Genomic DNA, 24,770 nt, shown 5'->3' on the forward strand with positions numbered 1-24,770 from the left:
GTTGAGCAACTCGTCTCGTAATAAGCGGCGCCACTTGACGCGGCACCCTGAGTACCTGCAATGTGCCCATGGCGCCCTCAGCGCACACTCGACGCCGCCAGTGCACGCTCGACGCTAGTGCGCCAGGCTACACGCCCGAATCTGATTACCTAGTCAGTAGCATCACCATTGTTCCTTCAATTGCGCTACCAGGCTGCGACATTCGGCCGCATTTTATGGCTGGCGGCTTCGTAGATTTCTGTGCGATGGAGCACGACTGAAGAACGTTTGCCAATTGGGCGCAATCGCTCGCGTGCGCGCGTACGCTACGGCCGCAGGGTTCGTCACGGAACGGAGCGCCTATGGCTGTCTCATGCTGAAGCCCTCATCACCTCAACGCAAATTTTCGTAAGGGATCGGCGTGCCGGCCAACCGAGATCTCCCCGCCAGCAGCTGGTTCGGCCCCGGTCGCAAGACCTTGAAGAACTTCCAGGTAAGTAGGGCACCGGCGAAATCGGGGATGCAAGTACGTTGTGGAAAGCGCCTCCCGATTCCACCGCGCGTTTCCCTAGGAATCGGAGCTGTCACATGAGCACCTCAAATCACAAGGAACCCGAACGAGTCAACTCTGACGGCAGCAGGCCCGTCGCGATTGTGGGCGGCGGAATTACCGGTCTGTTCTGCGCGTATGTCCTCGCCAGCAACAAGTACCACGTCGACTTGTTCGAGTCGTCCGAACAGTTCGGTGGACGCATCCGCTCGTTTCTTCTCAATCGAGAGCTGATGGACGAATGCGTGCAGAACGAGCGCGAGGACAAACCTAACGCAGTCGAGGACAAAGCCGTCATCGATAAATTGACTGTGAAGGAAGGCGAGTACGAAAATCTTGAGTTCTGCGCCGAGTTCGGCCCGATGCGGATCGAACTTGATGTTCAGGTGTTGTTGAAATACCTGCTCACACACTTGGGCATAGACGAGGACCCGAAGCGGAATGTCAAGACGCCGCGCGGCGCTAATCAGAAGCAAAAGGCCGAGACTGCGCTCGAGGCTGCTCACCGTGAATCGTTCTCCTCGTTCTCCTCGCCGACATCGGAGGCAGATCCGCTCTATAAATTACGACCAGACGAGGAAGGAAAGAACCCCCTGGAGTTGATGAGTCTGGCGCTCTGTCGAGCTGTCGTGCACACGATTATCGACCGGGATGAGGTAGACAGCGCGGTTGCCAAAGGAGCAATTAAAGAGGAGGAAAAACGCCAGGGGTACCAGGCCAAGCTGAATAAATTGATCGTCGGCTTGAGAAACGCCGCGGCGGTGCAGGAACCGATCGGGCCCGTCTTTGATAAGTGGGCCAAGACCCTGCGCGAAGATGACTACTGGGTAATTGCGCGGTACGGGTGCATCGACATTGGTAGTGGTGACAGTCCCGTCTATATCCCCCTGTACACCATGGGTTTTTGGAATCTTATGTCAATCTATTTGAGCCACAACGCTTTAACCAAAGTTCGGGACCTCGGCACGTTCTATCACCTGCTGCCGGAGAATCCGAACGCAGCCCATTGGTTCACGTGGCAACTGCGGCAACTATCGATCAGCAATCAGCTGGAGGGCATCAACGGCGGAATGCAGGCTATCACCAATAACCTGCTTTTCAGAAAAATGGGCTATGTCCCGGACAGCGAGCCATCGAAGGGTGGAACCTGCACAGTCGATGAGACGAAAATCAAATTGTTTCTGAAGGCGCAGGTTTCGTCAATTAAAAAGAGCGGAGCTGGCCTGCAATTAACGCTTGAACGAGGAGGGCCGCATGCCGATCCGGACGAGCGGTACAGCCGGGTGATTCTGGCGCTGCCGAAAGCGCCGGCGCACCAACTGGTGGTGGCCAGCCCGGACCTCAAAGATGTCAGCAACAAACGCGACAACGGGAAGACGAGACTTCCGGACATGCTCGACTCGTCATTCGGGTTCCCCATGGTGAAAGCATTTTTCGTGGTCCGTGACCGCTGGTGGGAGGAAGCGAAGCGCGCGAACTGGTTCGCCACGCGATTCCCCACTCGCGAGGTTCACTATTGGAAAAGCTGCGACCCCCGAAGCCGCCGCGGCATGGTGATGCTGTACACCGATCGGCCCGCGTCATCGTTTTGGGCGAACTACGTGCCGGCAGGGCGGCAGAATGATGTCGAAGAACTGTGTCCTGACGGCGTAAACGACGATGCTCGGAAGAAGATCCGTACCCGCCTCAAACAGCGCCTGGTGCAATATATTAACGAAAACAATGTGCCGGATATAACCGCCGATGACATCATCTGGTGCGGCATCATGGACTGGGGCAGGTTGCCGTACGGTGCCGCAAACCATGCGTGGCGACCAGAGCGCAAGTTCTGGGAGGCGATGGCAGATCTCGCCGAGATCGAATTGGGAACCAATGGTGGCCAGCCACCTCTGCATGTTCACGTGTGCGGAGAAGCCTTCGCCGATTACACCGGCTTCATCGAAGGATCGCTGCGTTCCGCCACGTACACGCTCACGAAGATCCTCAGGAAGGACGAAAAAGACAGCACCACTGAGGTTCTCAAGAGAATCTTTAAGGTTCTGGATGTGGACTCGAAGCATCTCGACGAGGCTAAAAAGAAGCTGGAATCGCAGACATCTCCTGGCGAACCGGGTCCGCAGTCATGTTCCTGTCAGCCGGAGCAGGAGACACCTTCGGAGGAAACGGAAAGTAAGTTGAAGCGCGAACGTGACTACCTCGAAGATCTCATGTCATGGATCGACACCCTCGACAAATGCTGAGGAGGGCCGAAGCGGTTGACCGACATGGCCTGGTGCCCGACTAGTCAGCCGCAGCTCAGATGCCCGACCCGGGGTTGAGGATGCCGTCGGGATCCAGCGCCTGCTTGATGCGCCGGTTGAGCTCCATCACGTCGGGACCCAGATAGCCGGCCAGCCAGGGCCGCTTCAGTCGGCCGACGCCGTGCTCACCGGTGATCGTGCCGCCCAGCCCGACGGCCAGGTCCATGATCTCGCCGAACGCCAGGTGGGCGCGCTCGGTCATGTCGGCATCGGCGGGGTCGTAGACGATCAGCGGGTGGGTGTTGCCGTCGCCGGCGTGGGCGATCACCGAGATCATCAGGTCGCGTTCGGCGGCGATGCGCGCGATCCCGGTGACTAGCTCGCCCAGCGCCGGAAGCGGCACCCCGACGTCCTCGAGCAGTAACGATCCCTTGGCCTCGACGGCTGGGATGCAAAACCGACGGGCGACGACGAACGCCTCGCCCTCGTCGGGATCGTCGGTCGAAAACACCTCCGTCGCAGCGTGTTCCGCGAAAACCTCGGCCATGATCTCGGCGTCCTCGCTGCCGGCGCGGCCGCGCTCGTCGGACCCGGCGACCAGCATGGCGGCCGCCCCGCGGTCCAGATCCATGCGCAGGGTGTCCTCGACGGCGTTGATCGCCACCGAATCCATGAACTCCAGCATCGAGGGGCGAAGCTTCCCGGTGACCCCGAGCACCGCTTCGACCGCGTCCTCGACGGTGGCGAAGCTGGCCACCACGATGCTGGACGCGTTCTGCTTGGGCACCAGCCGCAGCGTCACCTCCGTGACGACGCCCAGCGTGCCCTCGCTGCCGACGAAGAGCTTGGTCAGGCTGAGCCCCGCGACGTCCTTGAGGCGCGGGCCGCCGAGTGAGACCGCGGTGCCGTCGGCCAGCACCACCTGCATGCCCAACACGTAATCGGTGGTGACGCCGTATTTCACGCAACACAGCCCGCCCGCATTGGTCGCGATATTGCCGCCGATGCTGCAGATCTCGAACGACGACGGGTCCGGCGGATACCACAGGCCGTGCTCGGCGGCCGCCTTCTTCACCTCGGCGTTGAACAGCCCGGGTTGGCACACCGCGGTGCGGGTCACCGGGTCGATGGCGATGTCGCGCATCTTCTCGGTGGACAGCACGATGCCGTTGTCCAGTGCGGTCGCCCCGCCGGACAGGCCGCTGCCGGCGCCGCGGGTCACGACCGGCACCCGGTGCGCGGCGGCCCAGCGCAGCACGGTCTGCACCTCTTCGGTGTGCCGCGGGCGCACCACGGCCAGCGGTTTGCCGGCCGACGGGTCGAACGCTCGGTCCTGGCGGTAGCCCTCGGTGACAGTCGGGTCGGTGATGACCATCCCGTCGGGCAGGTCGGCGATCAGGCTGGCCAGGGCGTCAGAGCTCACGGCCCGATACTAGGCCCGCTCACGGGCCCGGGTCGTCGGCGAACTCCGGCGCGCGGTCCAGTTCGCGCAGCGACGGCAGCCCGCAGGCGATGACGCCGATCAGCAGGATGGGCACCGCCAACGTCAGGAACGTGGTCTTCAGCCCGGCGGCGTCGGCCAGCGGGCCGGCGACCAGCAAGCCCAACGGCCCCGCGGCGAAGGTCAGCCCCGTCATCACCCCGACCACCCGGCCGCGCAAACGCTGCGGAGCCCGGGTCTGCATGACGTAGTTGTAGATCGGCTGGATGGGGCCGTAGACCAGGCCGGTAACCCCGCACAACACCAGGATCACCGGCAGCGGCGGTAGGAAAGCGATGCCGGCCGTCGCGGCACCGAAGGTGAGGGTTGCGGCCAGCACGGCCGAGCGCCGCCGGGTGTATTTCGACAGCACGGCATAGCCGAGCGCGCCGACCACGCCGCCAACCCCGAGTGCCATCAACGCCCAACCCAACTGGGCGGGTTGGTGGTGGTCGGTGAAGTACTTCGGAAACAGCACGCTTTCCATCGGCAGGTACAGCGCCGTGACGAACAAGTCGATCAACCCGAGCGTGCGCAGTACCCGCAGGTTCCAGACGAAGCGCATCCCTTCGGCGACGCCGGACGCCAACCCGACGGGCCGGGCCCCCGGGTGCGGCTTGCCGGCGCCTTCGAGCCGCAACGCGCCAATGGCAAGGAAGGACAACCCGAAACAGCCCGCCGTGACCCACATAGTGTTGATGCCGCCGACCGTGGCGATCATCAGACCGCCGACACCCGGGCCCAGGATGTAGGCCATGTTCAGAATCGCTTCGTACACGCTGTTGGTGCGGTCCAGCGACCAGCCCGCGCGGGCGGCGGCCTCCGGCAACATCGATTGGCGCGCCGTGGTGCCGGCCGGGTCGAAAGCGGCTGAAAAGAAAGCCAATACGGCCAGCTCGGCCACATTGATCGCGTCGGCCCCGAAGTACCAGGCGGTCAGGGGCACGCCGATGACCGCCGTGCCGGAGAGCGAATCGGAGACCAGCGACACCCGGCGGCGGCCGAAGAAATCGACCGCGGTACCGGCGATCAGCGTGGCGAGCACCAACGGCAGCGTCATGGCCGCGGCCACGATCGAGGCGTCCTTGGCGCTGGCGTGGTGCTGCAACGCCAGCCACGGGAACGCGACTATCGAAATGCCGGTGCCCGTCGTCGCAAGCAGCGTCGCGAACAGGATCAGGCACGCCGGGCCACGGCTCGTCTTACTCATGGATATCGCGGCAAAATCTAACCGCAATCCGACGACGGGAGCCACTGGATTTCGTGGTCGCCCCGGGTGAATGCAGGATGTTCATGTGCTCGCCCACCCACGCACCGGCCAGATGTTCGGCTCTCCGGTGGGGGCCGGCGCCGGATGGCCGGGTGATCCGGCCACGCCGCAGACCCCGGTGGCAACGGATGCCGCCGCCGTCGCCGAGCTCGCCGGACACGCCGGTTCCATTCCCGAAATCGATGCGCTGGTCAGTGTCTGCCGGGCCTGCCCGCGATTGGTCACCTGGCGCGAGGACGTCGCGGTCGTCAAGCGCCGAGCCTTTGCCGACCAACCGTATTGGGGGCGACCGGTGCCCAGCTGGGGGTCGGTGCGGCCCCGGCTGTTGATCGTCGGGTTGGCGCCCGCCGCGCACGGCGCCAACCGGACCGGGCGGATGTTCACCGGCGACCGCTCGGGCGACCAGTTGTACGCGGCGCTGTACCGGGCCGGACTGGTGAACCAGCCGACCAGTGTCGACGCCGCGGATGGGTTGCAGACCAAGAAGATTCGCATCGTCGCGCCGGTGCGGTGTGCACCGCCCGCCAACGCCCCGACGACCGAGGAGCGCGACGCCTGCTGGCCGTGGCTGCAGGCCGAATGGCGATTGGTGTCCGAGGATGTCCGCGTGGTCGTGGCCCTGGGCGGATTCGGCTGGCAGATCGCGCTGCGGCTGCCGGGCACCCTCGCGGGGCGCAAGCCGCGGTTCGGCCACGGCGTCGTTGCCGATTTGGCGCCCGGTGTGCGATTGCTCGGCTGCTACCACCCGAGCCAGCAAAACATGTTCACCGGTAGGTTGACACCAGCAATGCTCGACGACGTCTTTCACGACGCAAAAGAACTGGCAGGGATCAAGTGACCAAGGTTCTGGTATCGGGCGCCAGCGTGGCGGGTGCGGCGACCGCGTTTTGGCTAGGGCGGCACGGCTTTTCGGTGACCGTGGTGGAGCGCCACCGGGGGCCGAGGCCGGGTGGTCAGGCGATCGACGTACGCGGACCGGCGTTGACCGTGCTCGAGCGGATGGGCTTGCTGGGCGCCGCCCAGAAGCGCAAGACGCAAATCCAGGGGTCCTCGGTCGTCGATCGTGACGGCAACGAAATATCCCGGGACACCGAGGCTGTGCCCTCTGGCCCCTCTGGGGCCCCTATCGACAGTCCCAACGTCGAGCTGTTGCGCGACGACTTGGTCGAAGTGCTTTATGGCGCAAGCCAATGGACGGCCGAATATGTATTCGATGACACCATCACCGCCGTGCAGGACGACGGCGCGGCGGTCCGCGTCAGCTTCGAGCGCGCCGCGCCGCGCAGTTTCGATCTCGTGATCGGCGCCGACGGATTGCACTCCAATGTGCGGCGATTGGTCTTCGGGCCGGAAGAGGACTTCATCGAGAGGCTGGGCACGCACGCGGCGATCTTCACGGTGCCCAATTTCTTGGACCTGGACTACTGGCAGATGTGGCACTACGGGGACGCCAGCATGGCGGGGGTCTACAGCGCGCGCAACAACGCCGAGGCGCGGGCGATGGTCGGCTTCATGGATCCCGATCTGCGGATCGACTACCGCGACACCGAGGCTCAATTGGCCGAGCTGGAACGGCGGATGGCCGGCGACGGCTGGGTTCGCCCGCAGCTGTTGGAGTACATGCGGAGCGCACCGGATTTCTACTTCGACGAGATGGCGCAGATCAAGATGGATCGCTGGTCGCGGGGGAGGGTCGCGCTGGTCGGTGACGCCGGATACTGCTGTTCGCCCCTGTCGGGTCAGGGGACCAGCGTTGCGCTGCTGGGCGCTTACATCCTGGCCGGTGAGCTCAAGGCGGCCGCCCAGGACGGGACGGTCGACTATGAAGCGGGCTTCGCCAACTATCACCGCGAGTTCAGCGACTACGTCAAGCGCAACCAGTGGCTGGTGGTGGACAACATTCCGGGCGGTGCGCCGATACCGCAAGAGGTGTTCGACCGTATCGTCGCCTCCATCACGCTCAAGGACTACTGAGCCCGGGCGGCGGGAACGTTTGCGGGCTCGCGCGCGTTAACGCGATCGTGCGTCTTTCTGTCCTTGACCTGATCCCGGTGCGCACCGACCAGACGACCGGTGGCGCCCTGGCGGCCACCGTGCAGCTCGCGCAGGCCGCGGACCGGCTGGGCTTCACCCGCTACTGGGTCGCCGAGCACCACAACATGCCGTCGGTGGGTGCCACCAGCCCGCCGGTGGCGCTCGCCTATCTGGCCGCGCAAACCTCGCAGCTGCGGCTCGGGTCGGGCGGCGTGATGCTGCCCAATCATGCCCCGCTGGCGGTGGCCGAGCAGTTCGCGCTGCTGGAAGCCGCCGCCCCGGGCCGGATCGACCTCGGCATCGGCCGGGCGCCCGGATCGGATCCGGTGACGTCGTATGCGCTGCGCGGCGGCCGCGACGATCGCGACATCGAGAACTTCCCCGAATACCTCGACGACGTGGCGGCGCTGATGAGCACTCGCGGCGTGCGGGTTCCGCTGCGCTCGGGTGATTACACCCTCAGGGCCACCCCGGCCGCGGCGGGTGAACCGCGTCTGTGGCTGCTGGGCTCGTCGATGTACTCGGCGCACCTGGCCGCCGCCAAGGGGTTGCCGTATGTGTTCGCACATCACTTCTCCGGTAATGGAACCGAAGAGGCGCTCGAGGTGTACCGCTCGCGATTCAAGCCCAGTGAGCTGACGGCGGAGCCGTTGACATTTCTGACGGTGAACGCCGCGGTAGCCGAAACACGCGACGAGGCAACGCCTTTGATGTTGCCCAACCTGCAGATGATGGCCCGGCTACGGACCGGGCAGCCGCTCGGGCCGGTTCCGCTGGTCGAGGAGGCCGCCGTCGCCGAGCTGACCGGACAGCAACAGCGGATCGTCGAGAGTGGCTTGCACCGCGCGGTTTTGGGGGCACCGGCCGAGGCCGCCGACCAGATCCGGGCCCTGGCCGACCGGTTCGGCGTCGACGAAGTCATGGTGAACCCGGTGGCCTCGGCGCGCCGCGGTACCGATCCCGACACCGCACCCGCGCGGGTCGCGACGCTGGAGCTACTGGCCAAGGAGCTGTTCTAGCCCTCGTTCGAAGGTGCGCGCTCGTCGGACCGGCTGGCGTGGGGATTGGCCGCGTGGCCGGCCATCCAGTCGCGCAGGTCGTCCGGCGGCAGCGGCGGGCTGTGCACGAAGCCCTGGGTGATGTTGCAGCCATACCGTCGCAGGGCGTGCAGGGTGGCCTCGTTTTCGACCCCCTCGGCGACCAGATCCGCACCCAGGTTGGACGCCAGCGCCACCGTCGACCGCACGATGGCGACAGATCGCGCGTCGTGGGCCAGCCGCGACACGAAGATCCGGTCGAGTTTCAGCTCGTCGACCGAAACCTCTTGCAGGCGAGCCAATGACGACCACCCGGTGCCGTAATCGTCGAGCGAGATGCGGATTCCCAGGCCTTGCAGCGCCGCGACGGTGTTGCGGGATCGCACGGAATCCACCAGCGCGCTCTCGGTGATCTCGAGGATGAGCGCCTCGGCGGGCAGATCGTGGTTGGCGAGGAGCCGCTCGACGGTGCCGACGAGTTCGATGTCCAGCAGGTTGGTCGTCGACAGGTTCACCGCGACGGCCAGCGGGATGCCTTCTTCGCGCCACGACCGGACCTGCGCCAGGGCCATGGACAGCGTGCGGTTGGAGATTTTGCGCATCAGCCCGGCGCGTTCGGCGACGGACAGAAATTCCTCCGGCAGCAGCGTTCCGCGGGTGGGGTGCTGCCAGCGCAGCACCGCCTCGACACTGTGGACGCTGCCGTCGCGGCCGTCGATCTTGGGCTGGTAGTGCAGCCTGAGCTCATCGGTATCGAACAACGCCGTCCGCAATTCCTCGATGAGGCTCGGGTCGTTGTCGCGATGAACCTCGAACGAGGAGTCGTAGACCGCGATCTTGCTGCGGGCGGATTTGGCGTGCGCCATGGTGGTTTCGGCCCGGCCCAACAAGTCTTGCGGGGAGTCGCAGTGGTCGGGGCAGAGCGCGATGGCGATGCGGGCGTCCACCTGCACGGTGATGGGATCCAAAGCGATTGGCTCATTTAAGGCTTCGAGCAGGCGACCCGCGGAGGCGCTGGCCGCGGTGAGGTTGGCCCCATCCGACAGCAGCACGGCGAATTGGTCTTCGCCCACCCGTGCCAGCAGATCGTCACGACGGACGCAGCCGGCCAGTCGATTCGCGATATGGCATAGCAGCTCATCACCGAACTGCCTGCCGATCGAGTCGGCGATCTCGTGAAAATCGCTCAGGCTCAACAACAACAGCGCGCGGCGCGCGTGTGCTTTGGTCGGAATCGACCTCGTTGCCGATGGTGGCGAAACGGGCAACCCGGTCAGGGCCGTCGCCAGTGAGCGCCGGTTCGGCAGTGCCGTCAACTCGTCGATCATGGCGAGTCTGTCGTTCGACTCCAGCAGGCTCGCGTTGCGGAAGGTCAGCGCGAACCGACCCGTCGCCACGACCAGGCTCAGCGCCGCCAGCGTCGCGGCGAGTCGCGAATGATGTCCCAGGACGATCACGCCCAGCGCCACGATGGCGGACAGCACCGGAGTGATGTATTGCCCGTATCGGCCTCGGGGTGGTGGCGTGATCGACGACGAGCTGGCCCAGCTCGCCATCGCGATGAGCAACGACGACGCGGCCCAGCACGCGTCCAGCAGCGAGCCGGCCCGGTACAAGCCGGCGGACGTCTGAAAGAGATAGGCGGCGTCCGCGACCGCGAACAAGACCAATCCGACGACCAGCAGCGCCCAGCGAATTTCGTTGCGCCAGCCAAGGATTGGTAACATGCCGGCGGCCAGGGCCAGGAGCACCAGATCGCTCCACGGATAGGCTAGCCCAACCCATACGGTCGCCGGGCTGTGTACCGCGGCCGCCCGGATCGGGCCGGCCGTCAACGCCGCGGCCACCGCCGCCAGCGTCAACGCGCAGATGAACGAGTCGAGCTGAATCGGGACTGGCAGCCGCTTGAGCCGTGCCCGCATGAGCAGCAACAGCCCGGCGTAGACGAACGGGTAGTACGCCAGGTACTCCGGATCGGCCACCGACGGGGATCGGCCGTCGGGCACCCATAAGGCATAGACGACGTCACCCACCGCCGAGGACGCCATGCCCGCGGCGATCAGCGCCCAGGCGAACCGGTCGGCCGAAACGCGGTACGCGCGAAGGGCGATCAGTGCGGCCGAGACCACGGTCAGCGCCGTATACAGCGCGGCGGCCGACACGATGCCGTGCCCGGCATTCGGACGTACGACGGTGGACACCGTGAAGGCGGCCAATCCGATTGCCAGCAGCACGATCGCGGCCCGGACGTCCCGTGGCGGCGAGCGGACGGCGTCGGGAGCGTCCTCGGGCGGGCTGGGTGCCGCCGTCGCGACTTCGGGGAGTGGGCGGGAATCGCGCGGCCTATCGCCGTCGCCATCACGGATAACGCGGGAGGCCACGGGCGATCTGTGCGAACCCGGCGCCGCCGGAAACGCATATGGCAGCGGCAAGTCGGGCATGAAGCTGCGGATGCATTGGCCGCCTTCGCGTTTGGCGGCGTACATGGCCAGGTCGGCGTGTCGCAGCAGCTGATCGACGGTGCAGTTCGCCGAGCCGGTGGCCACCGTGAATCCGATGCTGGGCCGCACCGTGATCGGAATGCCGTCGATCAGAATGGCTCCGGTGAAGGCGTCGAGGATGCGGTGCGCGGCCGCCTGCGATTCTTCGACGGAGGTTTCGATGACCACCGCGAATTCGTCGCCACCCAGCCGGGCGATGGTGCCCGTGTCGCCCAGCGCGGCGGTGAGCCGGCCGGCCACCCGGACCAGGAGTTCGTCGCCGGCCGGATGGCCCAGGGCGTCATTGACCGCTTTGAAGTTGTCGAGGTCCAGGCACAACACCGCGATCGGTGTGCCGTCGGGGTGTAGACGCGCGATGGCCAGCTCCAACCGATGCAGGAAGAGCGCCCGATTGGCCAGACCGGTCAGGTGGTCGCGGAAGGCCTCCTGCGCGACTTCGGACAGCAATTTCTGGTTCTCCACCAGGGCCACGAATTGTCGGGCCAATACGGCGGCCACGAGTATTCCCAGCGCGCCCAGCAAGGGCTTGTGCAGCGTGTTGCCGGCCGCCTGCGCCCAGCCCACCGCGGCGGCCATGATCAGCGGCAGGTACGGCAGCCACAGGCGGGTGCGCAGTTGCACCTCGTCCGGTGATGGTTGCGATGGCGGCAGGGGGCGCTCGTGCCGGCCGGCCGCCGCGGCCAGCGCCAGCATCGACAGCCCGGCGACCCGGGCCAGATCGGCCACGTAGCCGGTGTGATAGCTGCCGATGCCGGTGTCGAAAACCAGCACCAGGTCGGCAAGGTTGATCGTCCCGATCCCGCCGGCCAGCAGGGTTCGGCTCGGCTGATCGCCGGGACGCGCCCGCGACAGCATCAGGATTGCCGTGGTCAGCAGGACGATGTCGTTGAAGACTTCCGCCAGCGTCGTCAGCCGGGCGCCGGTGTGCTCCCGCAGCTGCGCTTCGACCACGAACACCCAGGAGATGACGAACAGCGAAGTCGCCACGATGAGGCCGTCCAGCAGCAGACGCCGGAAGTTGTCGAAGCGAGAGAGCCGGGACAGCAACACCAACGAGGTCATGGCGCCGAGCGGATACAACAGCAGCACGATCTCGGCCGCCGCCGGGTTGGCGGCGTGGTCGAATTCCGGCCGCACGTCGTAGACCGCCCAGATGAGCTCACCCGCCGCCCAGCCGGCCATGCCCGTGACCAGTGCCAGCCAGCCGTACCGCTGTCGTCCGGTCTTACGGCGGGCCGCGGCGCCGGCGCACACCGCCGTGATGGCGAGACACACCGCGATGACGACCTCGTTGATCGGCCGCGTCCCGTAGGGGCCACGCGATCCCCAGAACTTCGACGCCACGATCAACAACTCGGCGACGCCGTACGCGCCGGCGAGCAGCCAGCCCGTGCGCGCGAGCACCCCAAACCGCCGCCACGAATCCACCGCCCAGCGTGTCAGTCGCCGCACCAGCCGCTCCCCTGCTGTGTGGTGAAGACATGAACAAGCTCACCACGAGTTACAGGGCATTAAACCGCCGCTGACGCTCGCGAAGTGGGGCTTTTGCCAGGTTGGTGCGGGCGCGGGCCGTGATCGGGCCGGCGGTTCATTCCGGCTGACTTGCATCGATGCGGGCCAGCGCGGTGCGCAGAATCTGGCCGGTGGCGTCCCGGTCGGGGTCGCGGCGCAGCAGCAGCCCCTTGGCCACCGACAGCTTGTCGCCGTTGCGGCGGGGCAAAACGTGCAGGTGGATATGGAGGACGGTCTGGAAAGCGGCGCTGCCGTCGTTGACCGCGATGTTCGTCGCGTCGGCCAGTTCGGTGCTGCGCGCGGCCCGGGCGATGCGTTGCCCCAGGGTGACCATCCCGGCCAGCGTTTCCGGTGGGGTGTCGGTGAGATCGACGCTGTGCCGCTTGGGCAGCACCAACGTGTGGCCTCGGGTGAACGGGCGGATGTCGAGGATGGCCAGGTAGTCGTCGTCTTCGTAGATCCGGATGGCCGGAGCCTCGCCGGCGACGATCGCACAGAACACGCAGGACATGTCGCCCACGGTACTGGCTGCTGCGCTGGGGCCATGCCGAGACCATTCAAGGCCTCCCGCGATTGTCTCCGATACGCTGCCGCGGTGAACGATCTCGCCTTCGCCGGCGCGGCGGCACACGCGCGCATGCTGGCCAACGGTGAATTGACCGCGCCGGAGTTGCTCGAGCTCTACCTGGAGCGGATCGCGCGGCTGGACAGCCAGCTGCGTTGCTACCGAGTGGTGCTCGCCGACCAAGCCCGTTACGAGGCCGCCGTGGCGCAGGAGCGACTGGACGCGGGCGAACGGCTACCGCTGCTCGGCGTGCCTATCGCGATCAAAGACGATGTCGACGTCGCCGGGCAGGTGACGAGTTTCGGCAGCGGCGGACACCGGCCTGCCGTCACCTCTGACGCGGAGGTGGTGCGCCGGTTGCGGGCCGCGGGCGCCGTGATCATCGGCAAAACCAACGTGCCTGAGCTGATGATGCTGCCCTACACCGAGTCGATGACTTTCGGGGCCACCCGTAACCCGTGGAATCCGACCCGCACGCCGGGGGGCAGTAGCGGCGGGAGTGCCGCTGCGGTCGCCGCCGGGTTGGCTTCGCTGGCACTGGGATCCGACGGGGGCGGCTCGATCCGCATCCCGGCGACGTGGTGTGGCCTGTTCGGCCTGAAGCCGCAACGTGATCGCGTGTCGCTGGAGCCGCACGACGACGCCTGGTACGGGCTGAGCGTCAACGGCCCGATCGCGCGGACGGTGATGGACGCCGCCGTGTTCCTGGATGCGACGTCGACGGTGCCCGGCCCCGAAGGGGAGTTCGCGATCGCGGCGGGGCGAAGCCCCGGCCGGTTGCGAATCGCGTTGAGCACCAAGGTCCCAACCCCACTTCCGGTCAGGGTCGGTAAGGCGGAGTTGGCGGCGGTCGACCAGGCGGGCGCGTTGCTTCGCGACCTCGGCCATGACGTCATCGCGGCCGACCCCGAATATCCGGCCTCGGCGATGTTCGCCAACTACCTGCCCCGCTATTTGCGCGGCATCTGTGACGACGCGGACGCCCTGGCCCATCCGGAACGTTTGGAAACGCGCACCCGCAACATGGCCCGTTTGGGGTCTTTCTTCTCCGACCGCCGGATGGAGGCCATCCGAGCCAACGAGGGCGCCGTGATTTCGCGGATCCAGGCGATCTTCGACGACGTCGACGTCGTCGTCACCCCCGGCACCGCAACGGGCCCGTCGCGCATCGGCGCGTATCAACGCCGCGGCGCCGTGTCCACGTTGCTGAGGGTCGGTCAATACGTTCCCTACCAACAGATCTGGAACCTGACCGGACAGCCCGCGGCGGTGGTTCCGTGGGACTTCGACGGGGATCGCTTGCCGATGTCGGTCCAACTCGTCGGCAGGCCCTATGACGAAGCGACGCTGCTGTCGCTCTCGGCGCAGATCGAAGCCGCCCGGCCGTGGGCGCTGCGGCGACCGCCGGTCTCCTAAGCGGGGTTGCGCAGCACACTCCAGGCCGCGAGCTTGGCGCCCGGCCGCACCGCGTGGGCAGGACTGGTCGACGGCAACCGCTGATACCGGATCCGATCGGGTGCCGACGCCAGTCGGCGGAACAGGTCGGCGGCCTTGGCGCCGTTGAAGTACACCGCCGTGATGGTGGGGTAGTGCTCGAATAAATACCCAAAATCGTTGACCGACAGATTCTTTGGCTCAATCGCCGAGTCGGAGCTGCCGACCCGGCGGCACGCCTTCAGCACGTCCCAGAGGGCGACGCCATGGGACCGCAGTGCCGCGAGCCGCTCGTCGTAGGGTGCGGCCGCATCGAAGCCGAACAGCTCACCGGTGATCGACCAGAAGGCATTGCGGGGATTAGCGTAGTACTGACCCGCCACCAGCGACCGTGCACTGGGAAACGAGCCGAGAATCAGCGTCCTGGCGCGTTCATCGACGACGGGCGGGAATCCCCGCAGCAGCGGCGTGCTCATCACCCCACATCATGGCTCGCCCGCGTTGTACGTTGGCGACGTGCAGGACGGGGCCGACCACGACATCGACGATCTGCTCGAGGGGCTCGAGGGCAGCGCGCGCACCGAGCGCGCCGAGCTGGTGGAGTGGCTGCTCGAGCAGGGCATCACCACCGAGGAGATCCGGACCACCAATCCGCCCCTGTTGCTGGCCACCCGCCACCTCATCGGCGATGACGGCAGCTACGTGTCCACCCGCGAGATCAGCGAGGCCCACGGCATCGACCTGGACCTGTTGCAGCGCGTGCAGCGCGCGATCGGTCTGGTTCGGGTGGACGACCCCGAAGCGGTCGTGCACATGCGCGCCGACGGTGAAGCCGCCGCCTTTTCCCAGCGATTCGTGGAACTCGGGCTGGATCCCGAACAGGTTGTTCTCGTGGTGCGGGTGCTCGCCGAAGGTCTGTCGCGGGCCGCCGAAGTCATGCGCTACACGGCGCTTTCGGCGATCATGCGACCGGGTAACAGCGAGCTCGAAATCGCCAAGGCTTCAAAGGCTTTGGTTGGCGAGATCGCGCCCATGCTCGGGCCGATGATCGAGCATATGTTGTTTATGCAGCTGCGCCACATGATGGAGACCGAGGCGATCAATGCCGCGGAGCGGGCGGCCGGCAGGCCACTCCCGGGGGCGCGCCAGATCACCGTTGCCTTCGCGGACCTGGTCGGCTTCACGAAGATCGGCGAGGCGGTGTCGCCCGAGGAGCTGGGGCACCTGGCCAACCGGCTGGCCATCCTCGCCCGGGACATGACCGTGCCCCCGGTGCGATTCATCAAGACCATCGGGGATGCGGTGATGTTCGTCTGCCCTGATCCGCTGCCGTTGCTCGACGTCATCGTCAAACTCGTCGAAGCCGTCGACACCGACAACGACTTTCCCCGGTTGCGAGCGGGGGTGGCGTCCGGCATGGCGGTGAGCCGGGCCGGTGATTGGTTCGGCAGCCCGGTCAACGTCGCAAGCCGCGTCACCAACGTGGCGCGCCCCGGAACGGTCCTGGTCGCGGAGTCGGTCTGGGACGTCATCGGCGACCAGGGTGAATTCTCCGGATCGTTCGCCGGTGCACGTCGCCTCAAAGGCATCAAGAGCGAGGTGAAGCTCTTTCGCGTCCGGCGGGGCGACGGCGATTGACGGCCAGCGGCCCCGGGAAGAAGCAGGGCCCCGGCACATGGGCAGGCCCGGCGCGACTCTAGGGGGCGTCTGACTCCGTCTTATGCGTGTCCTACGCGGCCGGATTCCTACCCCATGTTCCGGCACTTCGAATTGATCGCTTCCGGGCCTGCTTCGCTAACCAAAGTACGCCGACGAACCGCCCAGATCAACGGTTTTCCTTGTTGGCCGGAGTCCTCGATGCTGTGCGCCGGCGGCCGCAGCCGTCGGGAGGTTGCCCCGCGTCGGCCCGTCGTTTCGCTGCCGGTGAAAGGCCGTTCCCTTAGATCTGTAACGGTGTAATCATGTAATCATGAAAGCTCATCACACACAAAGGCGCTACGGCCGCCCGGGGGGCTGGCACCAAGCCCAGCAACCCGACGCCAGCGACGCCGCGGAATGGTTCGCGGGTCGTCTTCCGGAGAACTGGTTCGAGGGTGATCCGACGGTGATCGTCGACCGCGAAGAGATCACCGTCGTCGGCAAGCTTCCGGAGGCGGCGAGCCCGGAAGGCGAAGCCAGCGAGGCCCGCGCGGCCGGGCGAGCGTCGCGGTTCCGCGAAGACACCCGGTCGGAGCGGATGCACATCGCCGACGAAGCGCAGGATCGCTACGGACGCAAGGTGTCCTGGGGCGTCGAAGTCGGCTCCACGGCCGGCACCGAGCGAATTCTGTTCACCCACATCGCCGTACCGGTCATGACGCGGCTGAAGCAACCCGAACGTCAGGTGCTCGACACGTTGGTCGATGCCGGGGTCGCCCGATCCCGCGCCGACGCGCTGGCGTGGTCGGTGAAGCTGGTCGGCGAACACGCCGAGGAGTGGCTGGCCAAGTTGCGGGGCGCGATGTCCGCGGTCGACGACCTACGCGCGCAGGGGCCCGATCTTCAGTCGTGACAAGGCCTTAACGGTCCCGCCGGTCAGCCTTCCGGCTTCTCGCTGTCGATTTTGCCGGTGATCTTGCCGGCGATCTGGCCACCCTGATCGCTGATGTGGTACCCGCACGCGTTGATGTCGACGACCACGTTGTTGGCCACGTTGAGCGCGCGCTGGCATTCCCAGCCGTCGGCGCCTTCCTGGGTGTCCCTCAGCGTCACCCTCGGCGGGCTGCCCTGAAGCTGGGCGAACGTCCAGCGATAGGTTTTGCCCTTGTTGGTCACGGTCACCGTCTTGCCTGCGCAGCCCCTCCACTTCTCCGCCGAGATCCGCACGAAGTTCTTGGCCCTGTCGGCGGACGGGAAGAGCGCGACGGCCTGGTTGACCCAGTGGTCGTAATTGTCGCCCGCCTCCGAGGACACCAGTCCGCTGACCGCCGAGTAGCCGCTGCCCGCGTAGACCGGATCCTGCGTGGTGTAGAGCGCGCCCTGGCAGTCCGGCGCGGACACGGTCACCGAGGAGCTGTCCGTCGACGTGATCGGTTTGCCCGGCTGCATCGACGACGAGCCCATCGCAGCGTTGATGTCGGCCGGACTGAGCAGTAGGCCGCTGAGGCGCTCGGGCCCCAGCGGAGCGGCCCGCGGCGGTTCCGGCTTGGGCCGCACGACCAGCCAGATGGCCACCGCGCTCGCGACGAGGACGAGCACCACGGCGGCCGCGGCAGTGATGGGCCAGGCATTGCGGTGCGGCGTGGGCGGGGGCGGACCCCAGGGCATGAACTGTGGCGGGCCGCCCCAGTTGGCGTTGCCGCCTTGGTAATACGGCGGCGGGGTGTTGAACGGGGGCTGGTACGGGTCACTCATTCCTCGTCCTTCCAACCCAACCCCTAGCCTGTCGGCCTCGTTCGAGACTTTGCGGACAGACACACGATTGCCACCCGTGACAGGGCAATCATGACGGTAAGCGCGCGGGCGGTCCCACCGCACGATAACGGGAACAATTGCGGTGCGGGTCAACGCGCGGCCGGGTTGCCGAAGGTCGTGGCTAGACCTCGTCGTTGCCGTCAGCGGCGATCTGGAAGGTGAATTCGTGGTCGCAGATCCGGATGCGGTCGCCGTCCTGCAAGGTGGCCGCCGCGCGGATTCGTTGGTCCTGCACGTGCACGCCGTTCGAGGACCGTAGGTCGTCGATGATGTAGCCGGTTCCGGTGTCGACGATGACGGCATGGTGGCGGCTGACTTTGGGCGAGTCGAGGACGATGTCGTTGTCGCTAAGCCGCCCAATCGTTGTCGACCCTTGCAGCGGATAACTGCGCCCGGTCACCTCGTGCAGATAGGCGACCACTTTCTTGTCGGACGTGTACTGCTCCAGCACGGTGATTGCGACCGCCGCGGTCGTCATGGCGTTCTTCTTGGCGTCCAGCGGTTCCTGGCGCAGGATCCGGTCATTGAGGGCGCGCAGGTTCTGGCCCGGGTCGATCCCGAGGTCATCGGCCAACGACGTCTGCACGCGGCGGTAGGCCGCCAGCGCGTCGGATTGACGGTCGGTGAGGTAGTAGGCGGTCATCAACTGAGCCCACAGCTGTTCGCGGTAAGGATGTTCGGCCGTCAGCGCTTCGAGCTCGGTGATCACGGTAAATGCACGTCCGCAGGCGATTTCGGCCTCGGCCTGCGCCGTGTGGGCCAGGATCTTCTCCTCGACGAGGGAAGTGGTGAAGGCCTCGACGAATCGGAAGTCTTCCAGGTCCTCGAGCACCGGTCCGCGCCATTCGGCCAAAGCCGCAGACAGGTGCTGGCTGGCCTGTTCGAAGCGTCCCGCGGCCGCGGCGTGCACGCCGGCGGTCTTTTCGGCGATGAAGCGGCCGAGATCGCAAGTGTCATCTGGGATGTTGAGCCGATACCCGGGCGGCGCCGCGACCAGTACCGTGCGCGGGTCCACGCCGGCGCCGGTCAGCAGCTTGCGCAGGTTGGACACGTAGGAGTGAATGCTGGCCCGCGCTCCCGACGGCGGCGACTCGTCCCACAGTGCGGTGATAAGCCGGTCGACGCCGACCGGGCTGTTGCGGTTCATCAGCAGCAGGGCCAGCACCGCTCGCTGTTTGGGCGTGCCGAGCGGCACCAGGGCACCGTCAACGCTCATCTCCAACGGCCCGAGCAGACCGAATTCGAGACGTTTGTCCGCCATCGGGCCTACCAGCCTTTCCGCGTCCGCGGCGTCGGATGCCATGAGGTCACAGTTGTGATTGTGACGCCAACCGGGCGGATTCGTTGACAATCCCGACAAACCGTCGAGCTCCGACGGCATGTCGTCGAATTCATCGGCACGCTTAAGCACGGTCCAGCGCTGTCGGATGACTGAAATGTGTTCGTACCCAGCGCGATAGTGGATGCCCCGCACGAATTGGATTGCATCGTCGCGACATACCCGCGGCGCGCAAGCCCGCGGGCGTTGCGCGTCGCGTGAGGCGAATCGTCGTCGGTTCAGGTGGTGAGGACCATCAACTCGTTGCTGGTGTCCCACGACTCGACGAAGAGCTGGACGGGAATCTGCTCGTTGCGGCCTTCCGGGGTGCCGCTGTCGTTGAGGTGAACCATGCCGGCGACGGTGTCCACGCCGGTCACCACCACGGCGTGATTGGACTCCGGTCGGCCGTTCTTGTCCTTCTGTTCGACGGGCTGGTGCCAGATGAGTTCGGCGTTGAGGCTGACGATCACCTTGTGCCCGGCGGCCAGTGCTCGCTCGAGCCCAACCATTCCCGACGGGGTGCCGGTCTGCGCGGCGTCGTCCTTATCGCCGGCGACGGCGCCGATCTTGTACTGGGCCAGCAATTGGGGGATGTCCGTGGTGTTTGCTCCCGGACCCGACTCCGGGTTGCTGCTGGCGGCGGGCTTGGTGTAGATCGGGCCGGGGTGGGCGACGCTGGGCGTCGACTGGGCCTTTTCGATGATGTCGTGCTCCGATGGCTGCACGCCGGTGATCTCGCCGATGACGTCGGCGCTCGACATGAGCACGCAGTCGTCGTACTGCTGCTGGCGCCAGAACTGGGCAGCGGTGGCCGGGTCGCCGTAGGTGAGCTGGGAAGCCGCGGCGCCGGCCGGGGCCGCCAGGCCGAGCGCGACCGCGGCGGCGGCCAGCGCGAAGGTGAGGGTCTTGGCGATGTTGGCGGTCTTCACGGTGGGCCTCTTCTCGTGTGCTCGCTGTCTGTTGAGAAGAGCTTCGGATGTCCGCCTTTTGGACTTCTCTACGAATTCTTGGAGCCGCCTGGCGTGCGGTTGGCTCCAGCCGCCGATTGGGGATCCCGGTTACCCGGAATCCCCCATCGTTGGTCGTTGGAGGCTAGGCGGGCTGCCCGGAGAATTGCGGGCAGTAGGCGTTGGTCGCCGCGAGCACCACGCTGGCCGCCTGCGGGGGAGTCAGATTGGTGTGGCGGAAGATCTGGACGGTGACGGCCATCGGGGTCTGGCCGGCGGCGAGGTCAGTGCATACCTGGTGGCCCGCTCGCACGGCATCTTGCGTCGACGGGAAAGTGACGCCGAGGCTTTGCATCTGGCCCAGGAACGCCTGATCGGCGGTCTGCACGGAGCTCGCTGCGGCGGTGCCGGCAAAGCCAACGGCGGCAAGCCCGATGGCGGCGGTGCCGATGGCGGTGGTGGCCATTGTGATGATGCGGTGGGAGAACATTGCTGCCACGCCTTTCAGGTGCGTTACTGGGTAGGACGATCCCAGCGTCGCGTTTGTTCCTTGGTGTCTTCTCAATAACTTCTTGGTAGCGATCGCGGCCGCTTATCAATGTGCCCGCCAGACGCCGCGTTACGCCTGTGTCATCTCGTAATACGTGCCGCGCTGGGCGAGTAGTTCAGTGTGATTGCCTTGCTCGACGATCCGGCCGGCCTCGACCACCAAAATCCGGTCGGCATCGCGGATCGTCGAAAGGCGATGCGCGATAATAAAACTCGTGCGGTCGCGGCGCAGTTCGCACATCGCGTGCTGGATCAGGACTTCGGTGCGGGTATCGACCGAACTGGTCGCCTCGTCGAGGATCAACAACTGCGGGCGGGCAAGGAATGCGCGTGCGATGGTGATCAGCTGCTTTTCGCCGGCGCTGATGTTGCCTCCGTCACCGCTGACTCGGGTCTGGTAGCCGGCCGGCAACGTCCGCGCGAAACGATCGACGTAGGCGGCCCTGGCGGCCTCGAGCACCTCGTCCGCACCGGCGTCAGGACGCCCATAGGCGATGTTCTCCGCGATGGTCCCGTCGAAGAGCCAGGTGTCCTGCAGCACCATGCCGATTCGCGACCGCAGCGACCGGCGGTCCATCGTGGTGATGTCGACCCCGTCGAGCAGGATCTGGCCCGCGTCGACGTCATAGAACCGCATCAGCAGGTTCACCAGCGTGGTCTTGCCCGCGCCGGTCGGCCCGACGATCGCCACAGTGCTGCCCGGTTCGGCCACAAAGGACAGGTCGTCGATCACCGGGGTGCCAGGGCGGTAGGCGAAGCTCACGTGCGCGAATTCGACGCGTCCACCCGGGCCCGCGCCGGCCGCGCCGATTTGGGCGGGGGACGGGGGATCCGGCGATTCCTCGGGCTCGTCGAGCAGCGTGAAGACACGCTCGGCGCTGGCCGCCCCGGACTGCAGGGTGTTGTACATCCCGGCCAGTTGGCTCAGCGGTGAGTTGAACTGCCGCACATACTGAATGAACGCCTGGATGTTGCCCAGGGTGATGTGGCCGGTGGCCACCTGCAGGCCGCCGACCACGGCGACGGCGACGTAGCCGAGGTTGCCGATGAAGGTGGTCGCCGGCGCCACCAGCCCGGAGAAGAATTGCGCGCCGAAGCTGGCGTGGTAGACGTCGTCGTTGAGGGTGCGGAAATGCTCGCGCGCCGCGGCCTGGTGGCCGAACGTCGTGACCACCGTGAAACCGCTGTAGGTCTCCTCGATATGGGCGTTGAGGCGGCCGATGCTGGTCCACTGGGCGACGAACAGCCGCTGGGAACGACGCGCTATCGCCCGGGTCGCCAGCAGGGACAACGGCACCGTCAGCACGGTGATCAGAACCAGCAGCGGCGAGATCGACAGCATCATCGCCAGCACCGCCACCACTGTCAGAACCGATGTCAGCAGCTGGCTGATCGTCATCGACAGCGACGATTGGATGTTGTCGATATCGTTGGTGACGCGGCTCAGCAGTTCACCACGCTGGCGGCCGTCGAAGTAGGACAACGGCAGCCGGTGGATCTTGTCCTCGACGTCGGAACGCAGCGCCACCATGGTGCGCTGCACGGTGACGTTGAGCAGCCGGGCCTGCCCCCAAATCAGCAGCGCAGAAACGAGATACAGCGCCAGTGCCAGCGTGAGCGTCCGTGCGACAGCCGCAAAGTCCACGCCGTGGCCCGGCACCACATTCATCCCGGACAGCAGGTCGGCGAAGGTATTGGCTCCTCTGCCGCGTGCCGCGGCGACGGCCTGCGCCTTGGTGATTCCGGCGGGGAGCTGGCGCCCGACCACACCGTTGAACAGTAAATCGGTGGCATGCCCCAGGATCCGCGGGACGACCACCCCGATTGCGGTGCCGGTGATCCCCAAGGTGATCACCGCGGCGCAGAGTCGTCGTTGCGGCGCGAGCTGTTTCACCAACCGGGCGGCCGAGCCCCAGAAGTCGCGGGGACGGGTGGCGGGAGCGGGCCGGCCGCCCGCCTTGGTGGTCGCGCGGGTCACGGCGTGCCCCCGACTCGACCAGTGCGCACGGCGTCGACCGACTGCGAGTCGGCGAATTCGGCGTAGGTGGCGCAATCGGCCAGCAGCGATTCGTGCGTGCCCGCGCCCACCAGATTCCCGTTGTCGATCACGATCACCTGGTCGGCCTTCGCTGCGATCGAGATACGTTGTGTGACAACGATGACGGTGGCGTCACTGGACATTTCCTGCAGCGACGCGCGCACCCGCGCGTCCGTACGGGCGTCGAGCGCGCCGAACGAGTCGTCGAACAAATAGATGGCCGGGCGGCGGATGACCGCCCTGGCGATGGCTAGTCGCTGCCGCTGGCCGCCGGAGAAGTTGATACCGCCCTGGGCCACCCGCATGCACAGCCCGTCGTCGTGGGCCCGCACGAAATCGTCGGCGGCCGCCACCCGCAACGCTTCCCACATCTGTTCGTCGGTGACCTCTTGGTGGGGGGCGGCGCCGTAGCGCAGGTTGTCCGCGATGGTCCCGGAGAACAGGTAGCCGCGCTGGGGAACCAGCCCCATCGCCGACCACAACCGCTCGGTCTGATAATCGCGGACGTCGATGCCGTCGACCGAGACCGTGCCGCCGGTCACGTCGTAGAGCCGGCAGATCAGCGAGACCAGCGTCGACTTGCCCGAACCGGTGCTGCCGACGATGGCGGTGGTGGTTCCGGGCAGCGCGGTGAGCGAAATGCTCTGCAGCACTGGGCGATCGGCGCCGGGGTAGGTGAACGTCGCGTTTTGCAGACGCACCGTCCCGGTGATAGCGCTGCGCGGGGACCGCGGATTCGCGGGGTCGGTGACGGCGGGGTGGGTGGCGAGCACCTCGGTGATCCGTTCGGCGCAGACGGAGGCCCGCGGCAACACCACCAACGTCATCGTCGCCATCAACACCGCCATCAGAATCTGGGTGAAGTAGGCCAGGAAGGCGGTGAGCGAACCCACCTGCATCTGGCCGCGGTCGATGCGCAACCCGCCGAACCAGATCAGGGCGACGCTGGACACGTTGATGGTCAGCGTGGTCACCGGCAGCATCAACGCCTGCCAGTTGCCGGCGGTCAGTGCGGTATTCGACAGCGCGGTGCTGGCGCGAGCGAATCGGTCACGCTCGAAATCTTCCCGGGCGAACGCACGGACGACCCGCACGCCGGACAGCTGGTCACGCATCACCCGGTTGATGCCGTCGATCAGGCCCTGCATCCGGCGGAACAGGGGCAGCATGTGCGACATCACCCAGTAGTTGGCCGCCGCCATGATCGGCACGCTGACCAACAGCAGCCACGTCAGCGCGGCCTCCTGCCGGATGGCCATGAAGATCCCGCCCAGGCACATGATCGGGGCGGTCACCAGCACAGTGCCGGTTATCTGGACCAGGTACTGGATCTGCCGCACGTCGTTGGTGCTGCGCGTCAACAGCGTGGGCGCTCCGAATCGGGCCGTCTCGCGCTCGGAAAAGGTCGTCACGCGTTCGAAGATCGCCGCGCGCAGGTCGCGACCGAAGCCCATCCCGGTGCGCGAGCCGAAATAGACCGCCCCGATCGAGCACAACACCTGCAATGCGGTGACCCCGAGCATCACCATGCCGAGCCGGACGATCGTGGTGGTGTCGCCCTTGGCGACGCCCTCGTCGATGATGGCGGCGTTGACCGTCGGCAGATACAGCGACGCGAGGTTGCTGACCAGTTGCAGCGCCATCAGCACCGCCACCAGCCGTCGGTACGGCTGGATGTACTGGCGCAGCAGTGCCAGGAGCATTGGGTAACTGTCGCATACCGTCCGCTGGGCCGTCCCCGGCAACCGCCGGACGGTCAAGGTCCGCACCGCACCTGTTGGCGGCCTCGAATTACCTGCTCAGGCGCGTCGGTGGTTGACCCGCTGGGCTGCCGCTACAGTGCATCGTGTGGACCAGCAG

General features: G+C 66.3%; 17 protein-coding genes and 1 pseudogene. 7 read left to right on the top strand and 11 right to left on the bottom strand.

Annotation, left to right across the window (positions count from 1 at the left end; genetic code table 11):
• Positions 1–567: 567 nt before the first annotated feature.
• Positions 568–2,769, top strand: coding sequence for an FAD-dependent oxidoreductase (locus MTY59_RS16015; RefSeq protein WP_221042022.1), 2,202 nt, complete (start codon positions 568–570; stop codon positions 2,767–2,769).
• 55 nt (positions 2,770–2,824) lie between these two features.
• On the opposite strand, the gene MTY59_RS16020 is transcribed toward MTY59_RS16015, so the two are convergent.
• Together MTY59_RS16020 and tap are read right to left on the bottom strand one after the other, a co-directional pair.
• Positions 2,825–4,192, bottom strand: a complete 1,368-nt coding sequence (locus MTY59_RS16020; RefSeq protein ID WP_221042023.1) for an FAD-binding oxidoreductase — start codon at positions 4,190–4,192, stop codon at positions 2,825–2,827.
• A gap of 19 nt (positions 4,193–4,211) precedes the next feature.
• Positions 4,212–5,459 (bottom strand): multidrug efflux MFS transporter Tap, encoded by a 1,248-nt coding sequence (gene tap / locus MTY59_RS16025; RefSeq protein WP_221042024.1) that lies wholly within the window; start codon positions 5,457–5,459, stop codon positions 4,212–4,214.
• A 70-nt stretch (positions 5,460–5,529) separates the two neighbouring features.
• On the opposite strand from tap, the gene MTY59_RS16030 reads away from it, so the two are divergent.
• The 3 genes from MTY59_RS16030 to MTY59_RS16040 are packed head-to-tail and all read left to right on the top strand — an operon-like array spanning position 5,530 to position 8,572.
• Positions 5,530–6,357 carry a uracil-DNA glycosylase gene (locus MTY59_RS16030; RefSeq protein WP_221042025.1) on the top strand — a complete coding sequence of 276 codons (828 nt, stop codon included), beginning with the start codon at positions 5,530–5,532 and terminating at the stop codon, positions 6,355–6,357.
• A complete protein-coding gene (locus MTY59_RS16035; protein WP_221042026.1) occupies positions 6,354–7,493 on the top strand; it encodes an FAD-binding protein in 1,140 nt (379 codons plus the stop codon). The genes MTY59_RS16030 and MTY59_RS16035 overlap by 4 nt, the downstream gene beginning before the upstream one ends.
• A gap of 47 nt (positions 7,494–7,540) precedes the next feature.
• A complete protein-coding gene (locus MTY59_RS16040; protein ID WP_221042027.1) occupies positions 7,541–8,572 on the top strand; it encodes an LLM class flavin-dependent oxidoreductase in 1,032 nt (343 codons plus the stop codon).
• Here MTY59_RS16040 and MTY59_RS16045 read toward each other — a convergent pair.
• Positions 8,569–12,519: a diguanylate cyclase domain-containing protein gene (locus tag MTY59_RS16045; protein WP_221046470.1), complete on the bottom strand. Its 3,951-nt coding sequence runs from the start codon at positions 12,517–12,519 to the stop codon at positions 8,569–8,571. The genes MTY59_RS16040 and MTY59_RS16045 overlap by 4 nt on opposite strands.
• Positions 12,520–12,679: 160 nt before the next feature.
• Entirely contained in the window at positions 12,680–13,114 is a 435-nt protein-coding gene (locus MTY59_RS16050) for an HIT family protein (RefSeq protein ID WP_221042028.1), read from the bottom strand.
• Between the two features lie 33 nt (positions 13,115–13,147).
• Here MTY59_RS16050 and MTY59_RS16055 point away from each other — a divergent pair, with 33 nt between their 5' ends.
• Positions 13,148–14,584: an amidase gene (locus tag MTY59_RS16055; RefSeq protein ID WP_221042029.1), complete on the top strand. Its 1,437-nt coding sequence runs from the start codon at positions 13,148–13,150 to the stop codon at positions 14,582–14,584.
• On the opposite strand, the gene MTY59_RS16060 is transcribed toward MTY59_RS16055, so the two are convergent.
• A complete protein-coding gene (locus tag MTY59_RS16060; protein ID WP_221042030.1) occupies positions 14,581–15,078 on the bottom strand; it encodes a DNA-deoxyinosine glycosylase in 498 nt (165 codons plus the stop codon). The genes MTY59_RS16055 and MTY59_RS16060 overlap by 4 nt on opposite strands.
• A gap of 40 nt (positions 15,079–15,118) precedes the next feature.
• Between MTY59_RS16060 and MTY59_RS16065 the strand changes: the two genes are divergently transcribed.
• Positions 15,119–16,240, top strand: a complete 1,122-nt coding sequence (locus MTY59_RS16065; RefSeq protein WP_221042031.1) for an adenylate/guanylate cyclase domain-containing protein — start codon at positions 15,119–15,121, stop codon at positions 16,238–16,240.
• 331 nt (positions 16,241–16,571) lie between these two features.
• Complete coding sequence (locus MTY59_RS16070) at positions 16,572–17,153, top strand: hypothetical protein (protein ID WP_221042032.1); 582 nt, start codon at positions 16,572–16,574, stop codon at positions 17,151–17,153.
• A gap of 23 nt (positions 17,154–17,176) precedes the next feature.
• Here MTY59_RS16070 and MTY59_RS16075 read toward each other — a convergent pair.
• The 6 genes and pseudogenes from MTY59_RS16075 to MTY59_RS16100 all read right to left on the bottom strand — a co-directional run.
• Positions 17,177–17,986 (bottom strand): annotated as a pseudogene (locus MTY59_RS16075) (sensor domain-containing protein); the annotation flags it as partial.
• A 190-nt stretch (positions 17,987–18,176) separates the two neighbouring features.
• Positions 18,177–19,316: a BTAD domain-containing putative transcriptional regulator gene (locus MTY59_RS16080; RefSeq protein ID WP_221046471.1), complete on the bottom strand. Its 1,140-nt coding sequence runs from the start codon at positions 19,314–19,316 to the stop codon at positions 18,177–18,179.
• 296 nt (positions 19,317–19,612) lie between these two features.
• Entirely contained in the window at positions 19,613–20,305 is a 693-nt protein-coding gene (locus MTY59_RS16085) for a C39 family peptidase (protein ID WP_221042033.1), read from the bottom strand.
• Between the two features lie 163 nt (positions 20,306–20,468).
• On the bottom strand, positions 20,469–20,813 hold the full coding sequence (locus MTY59_RS16090; RefSeq protein WP_221042034.1) for a DUF732 domain-containing protein: 345 nt from the start codon (positions 20,811–20,813) through the stop codon (positions 20,469–20,471).
• A 129-nt stretch (positions 20,814–20,942) separates the two neighbouring features.
• Positions 20,943–22,850 carry an ABC transporter ATP-binding protein gene (locus MTY59_RS16095; protein WP_221042035.1) on the bottom strand — a complete coding sequence of 636 codons (1,908 nt, stop codon included), beginning with the start codon at positions 22,848–22,850 and terminating at the stop codon, positions 20,943–20,945.
• Positions 22,847–24,613 carry an ABC transporter ATP-binding protein gene (locus tag MTY59_RS16100; protein ID WP_221042036.1) on the bottom strand — a complete coding sequence of 589 codons (1,767 nt, stop codon included), beginning with the start codon at positions 24,611–24,613 and terminating at the stop codon, positions 22,847–22,849. Before MTY59_RS16100 ends, MTY59_RS16095 begins: the two co-directional genes overlap by 4 nt.
• Positions 24,614–24,770: the final 157 nt, after the last annotated feature.

The organism is Mycobacterium senriense (assembly GCF_019668465.1).
GTDB lineage: Bacteria > Actinomycetota > Actinomycetes > Mycobacteriales > Mycobacteriaceae > Mycobacterium > Mycobacterium senriense.

Excerpts from the sequence above, each read along its gene's own strand:
- MTY59_RS16015 (WP_221042022.1), top strand. The coding sequence starts at position 568 with ATGAGCACCTCAAATCACAAGGAACCCGAACGAGTCAACTCTGACGGC.
- tap (WP_221042024.1), bottom strand. The coding sequence starts at position 5,459 with ATGAGTAAGACGAGCCGTGGCCCGGCGTGCCTGATCCTGTTCGCGACG.
- MTY59_RS16030 (WP_221042025.1), top strand. The coding sequence starts at position 5,530 with ATGCAGGATGTTCATGTGCTCGCCCACCCACGCACCGGCCAGATGTTC.
- MTY59_RS16050 (WP_221042028.1), bottom strand. The coding sequence starts at position 13,114 with ATGTCCTGCGTGTTCTGTGCGATCGTCGCCGGCGAGGCTCCGGCCATC.
- MTY59_RS16055 (WP_221042029.1), top strand. The coding sequence starts at position 13,148 with ATGCCGAGACCATTCAAGGCCTCCCGCGATTGTCTCCGATACGCTGCC.
- MTY59_RS16060 (WP_221042030.1), bottom strand. The coding sequence starts at position 15,078 with ATGAGCACGCCGCTGCTGCGGGGATTCCCGCCCGTCGTCGATGAACGC.
- MTY59_RS16070 (WP_221042032.1), top strand. The coding sequence starts at position 16,572 with ATGAAAGCTCATCACACACAAAGGCGCTACGGCCGCCCGGGGGGCTGG.
- MTY59_RS16080 (WP_221046471.1), bottom strand. The coding sequence starts at position 19,316 with ATGGCGGACAAACGTCTCGAATTCGGTCTGCTCGGGCCGTTGGAGATG.
- MTY59_RS16090 (WP_221042034.1), bottom strand. The coding sequence starts at position 20,813 with ATGTTCTCCCACCGCATCATCACAATGGCCACCACCGCCATCGGCACC.
- MTY59_RS16100 (WP_221042036.1), bottom strand. The coding sequence starts at position 24,613 with ATGCTCCTGGCACTGCTGCGCCAGTACATCCAGCCGTACCGACGGCTG.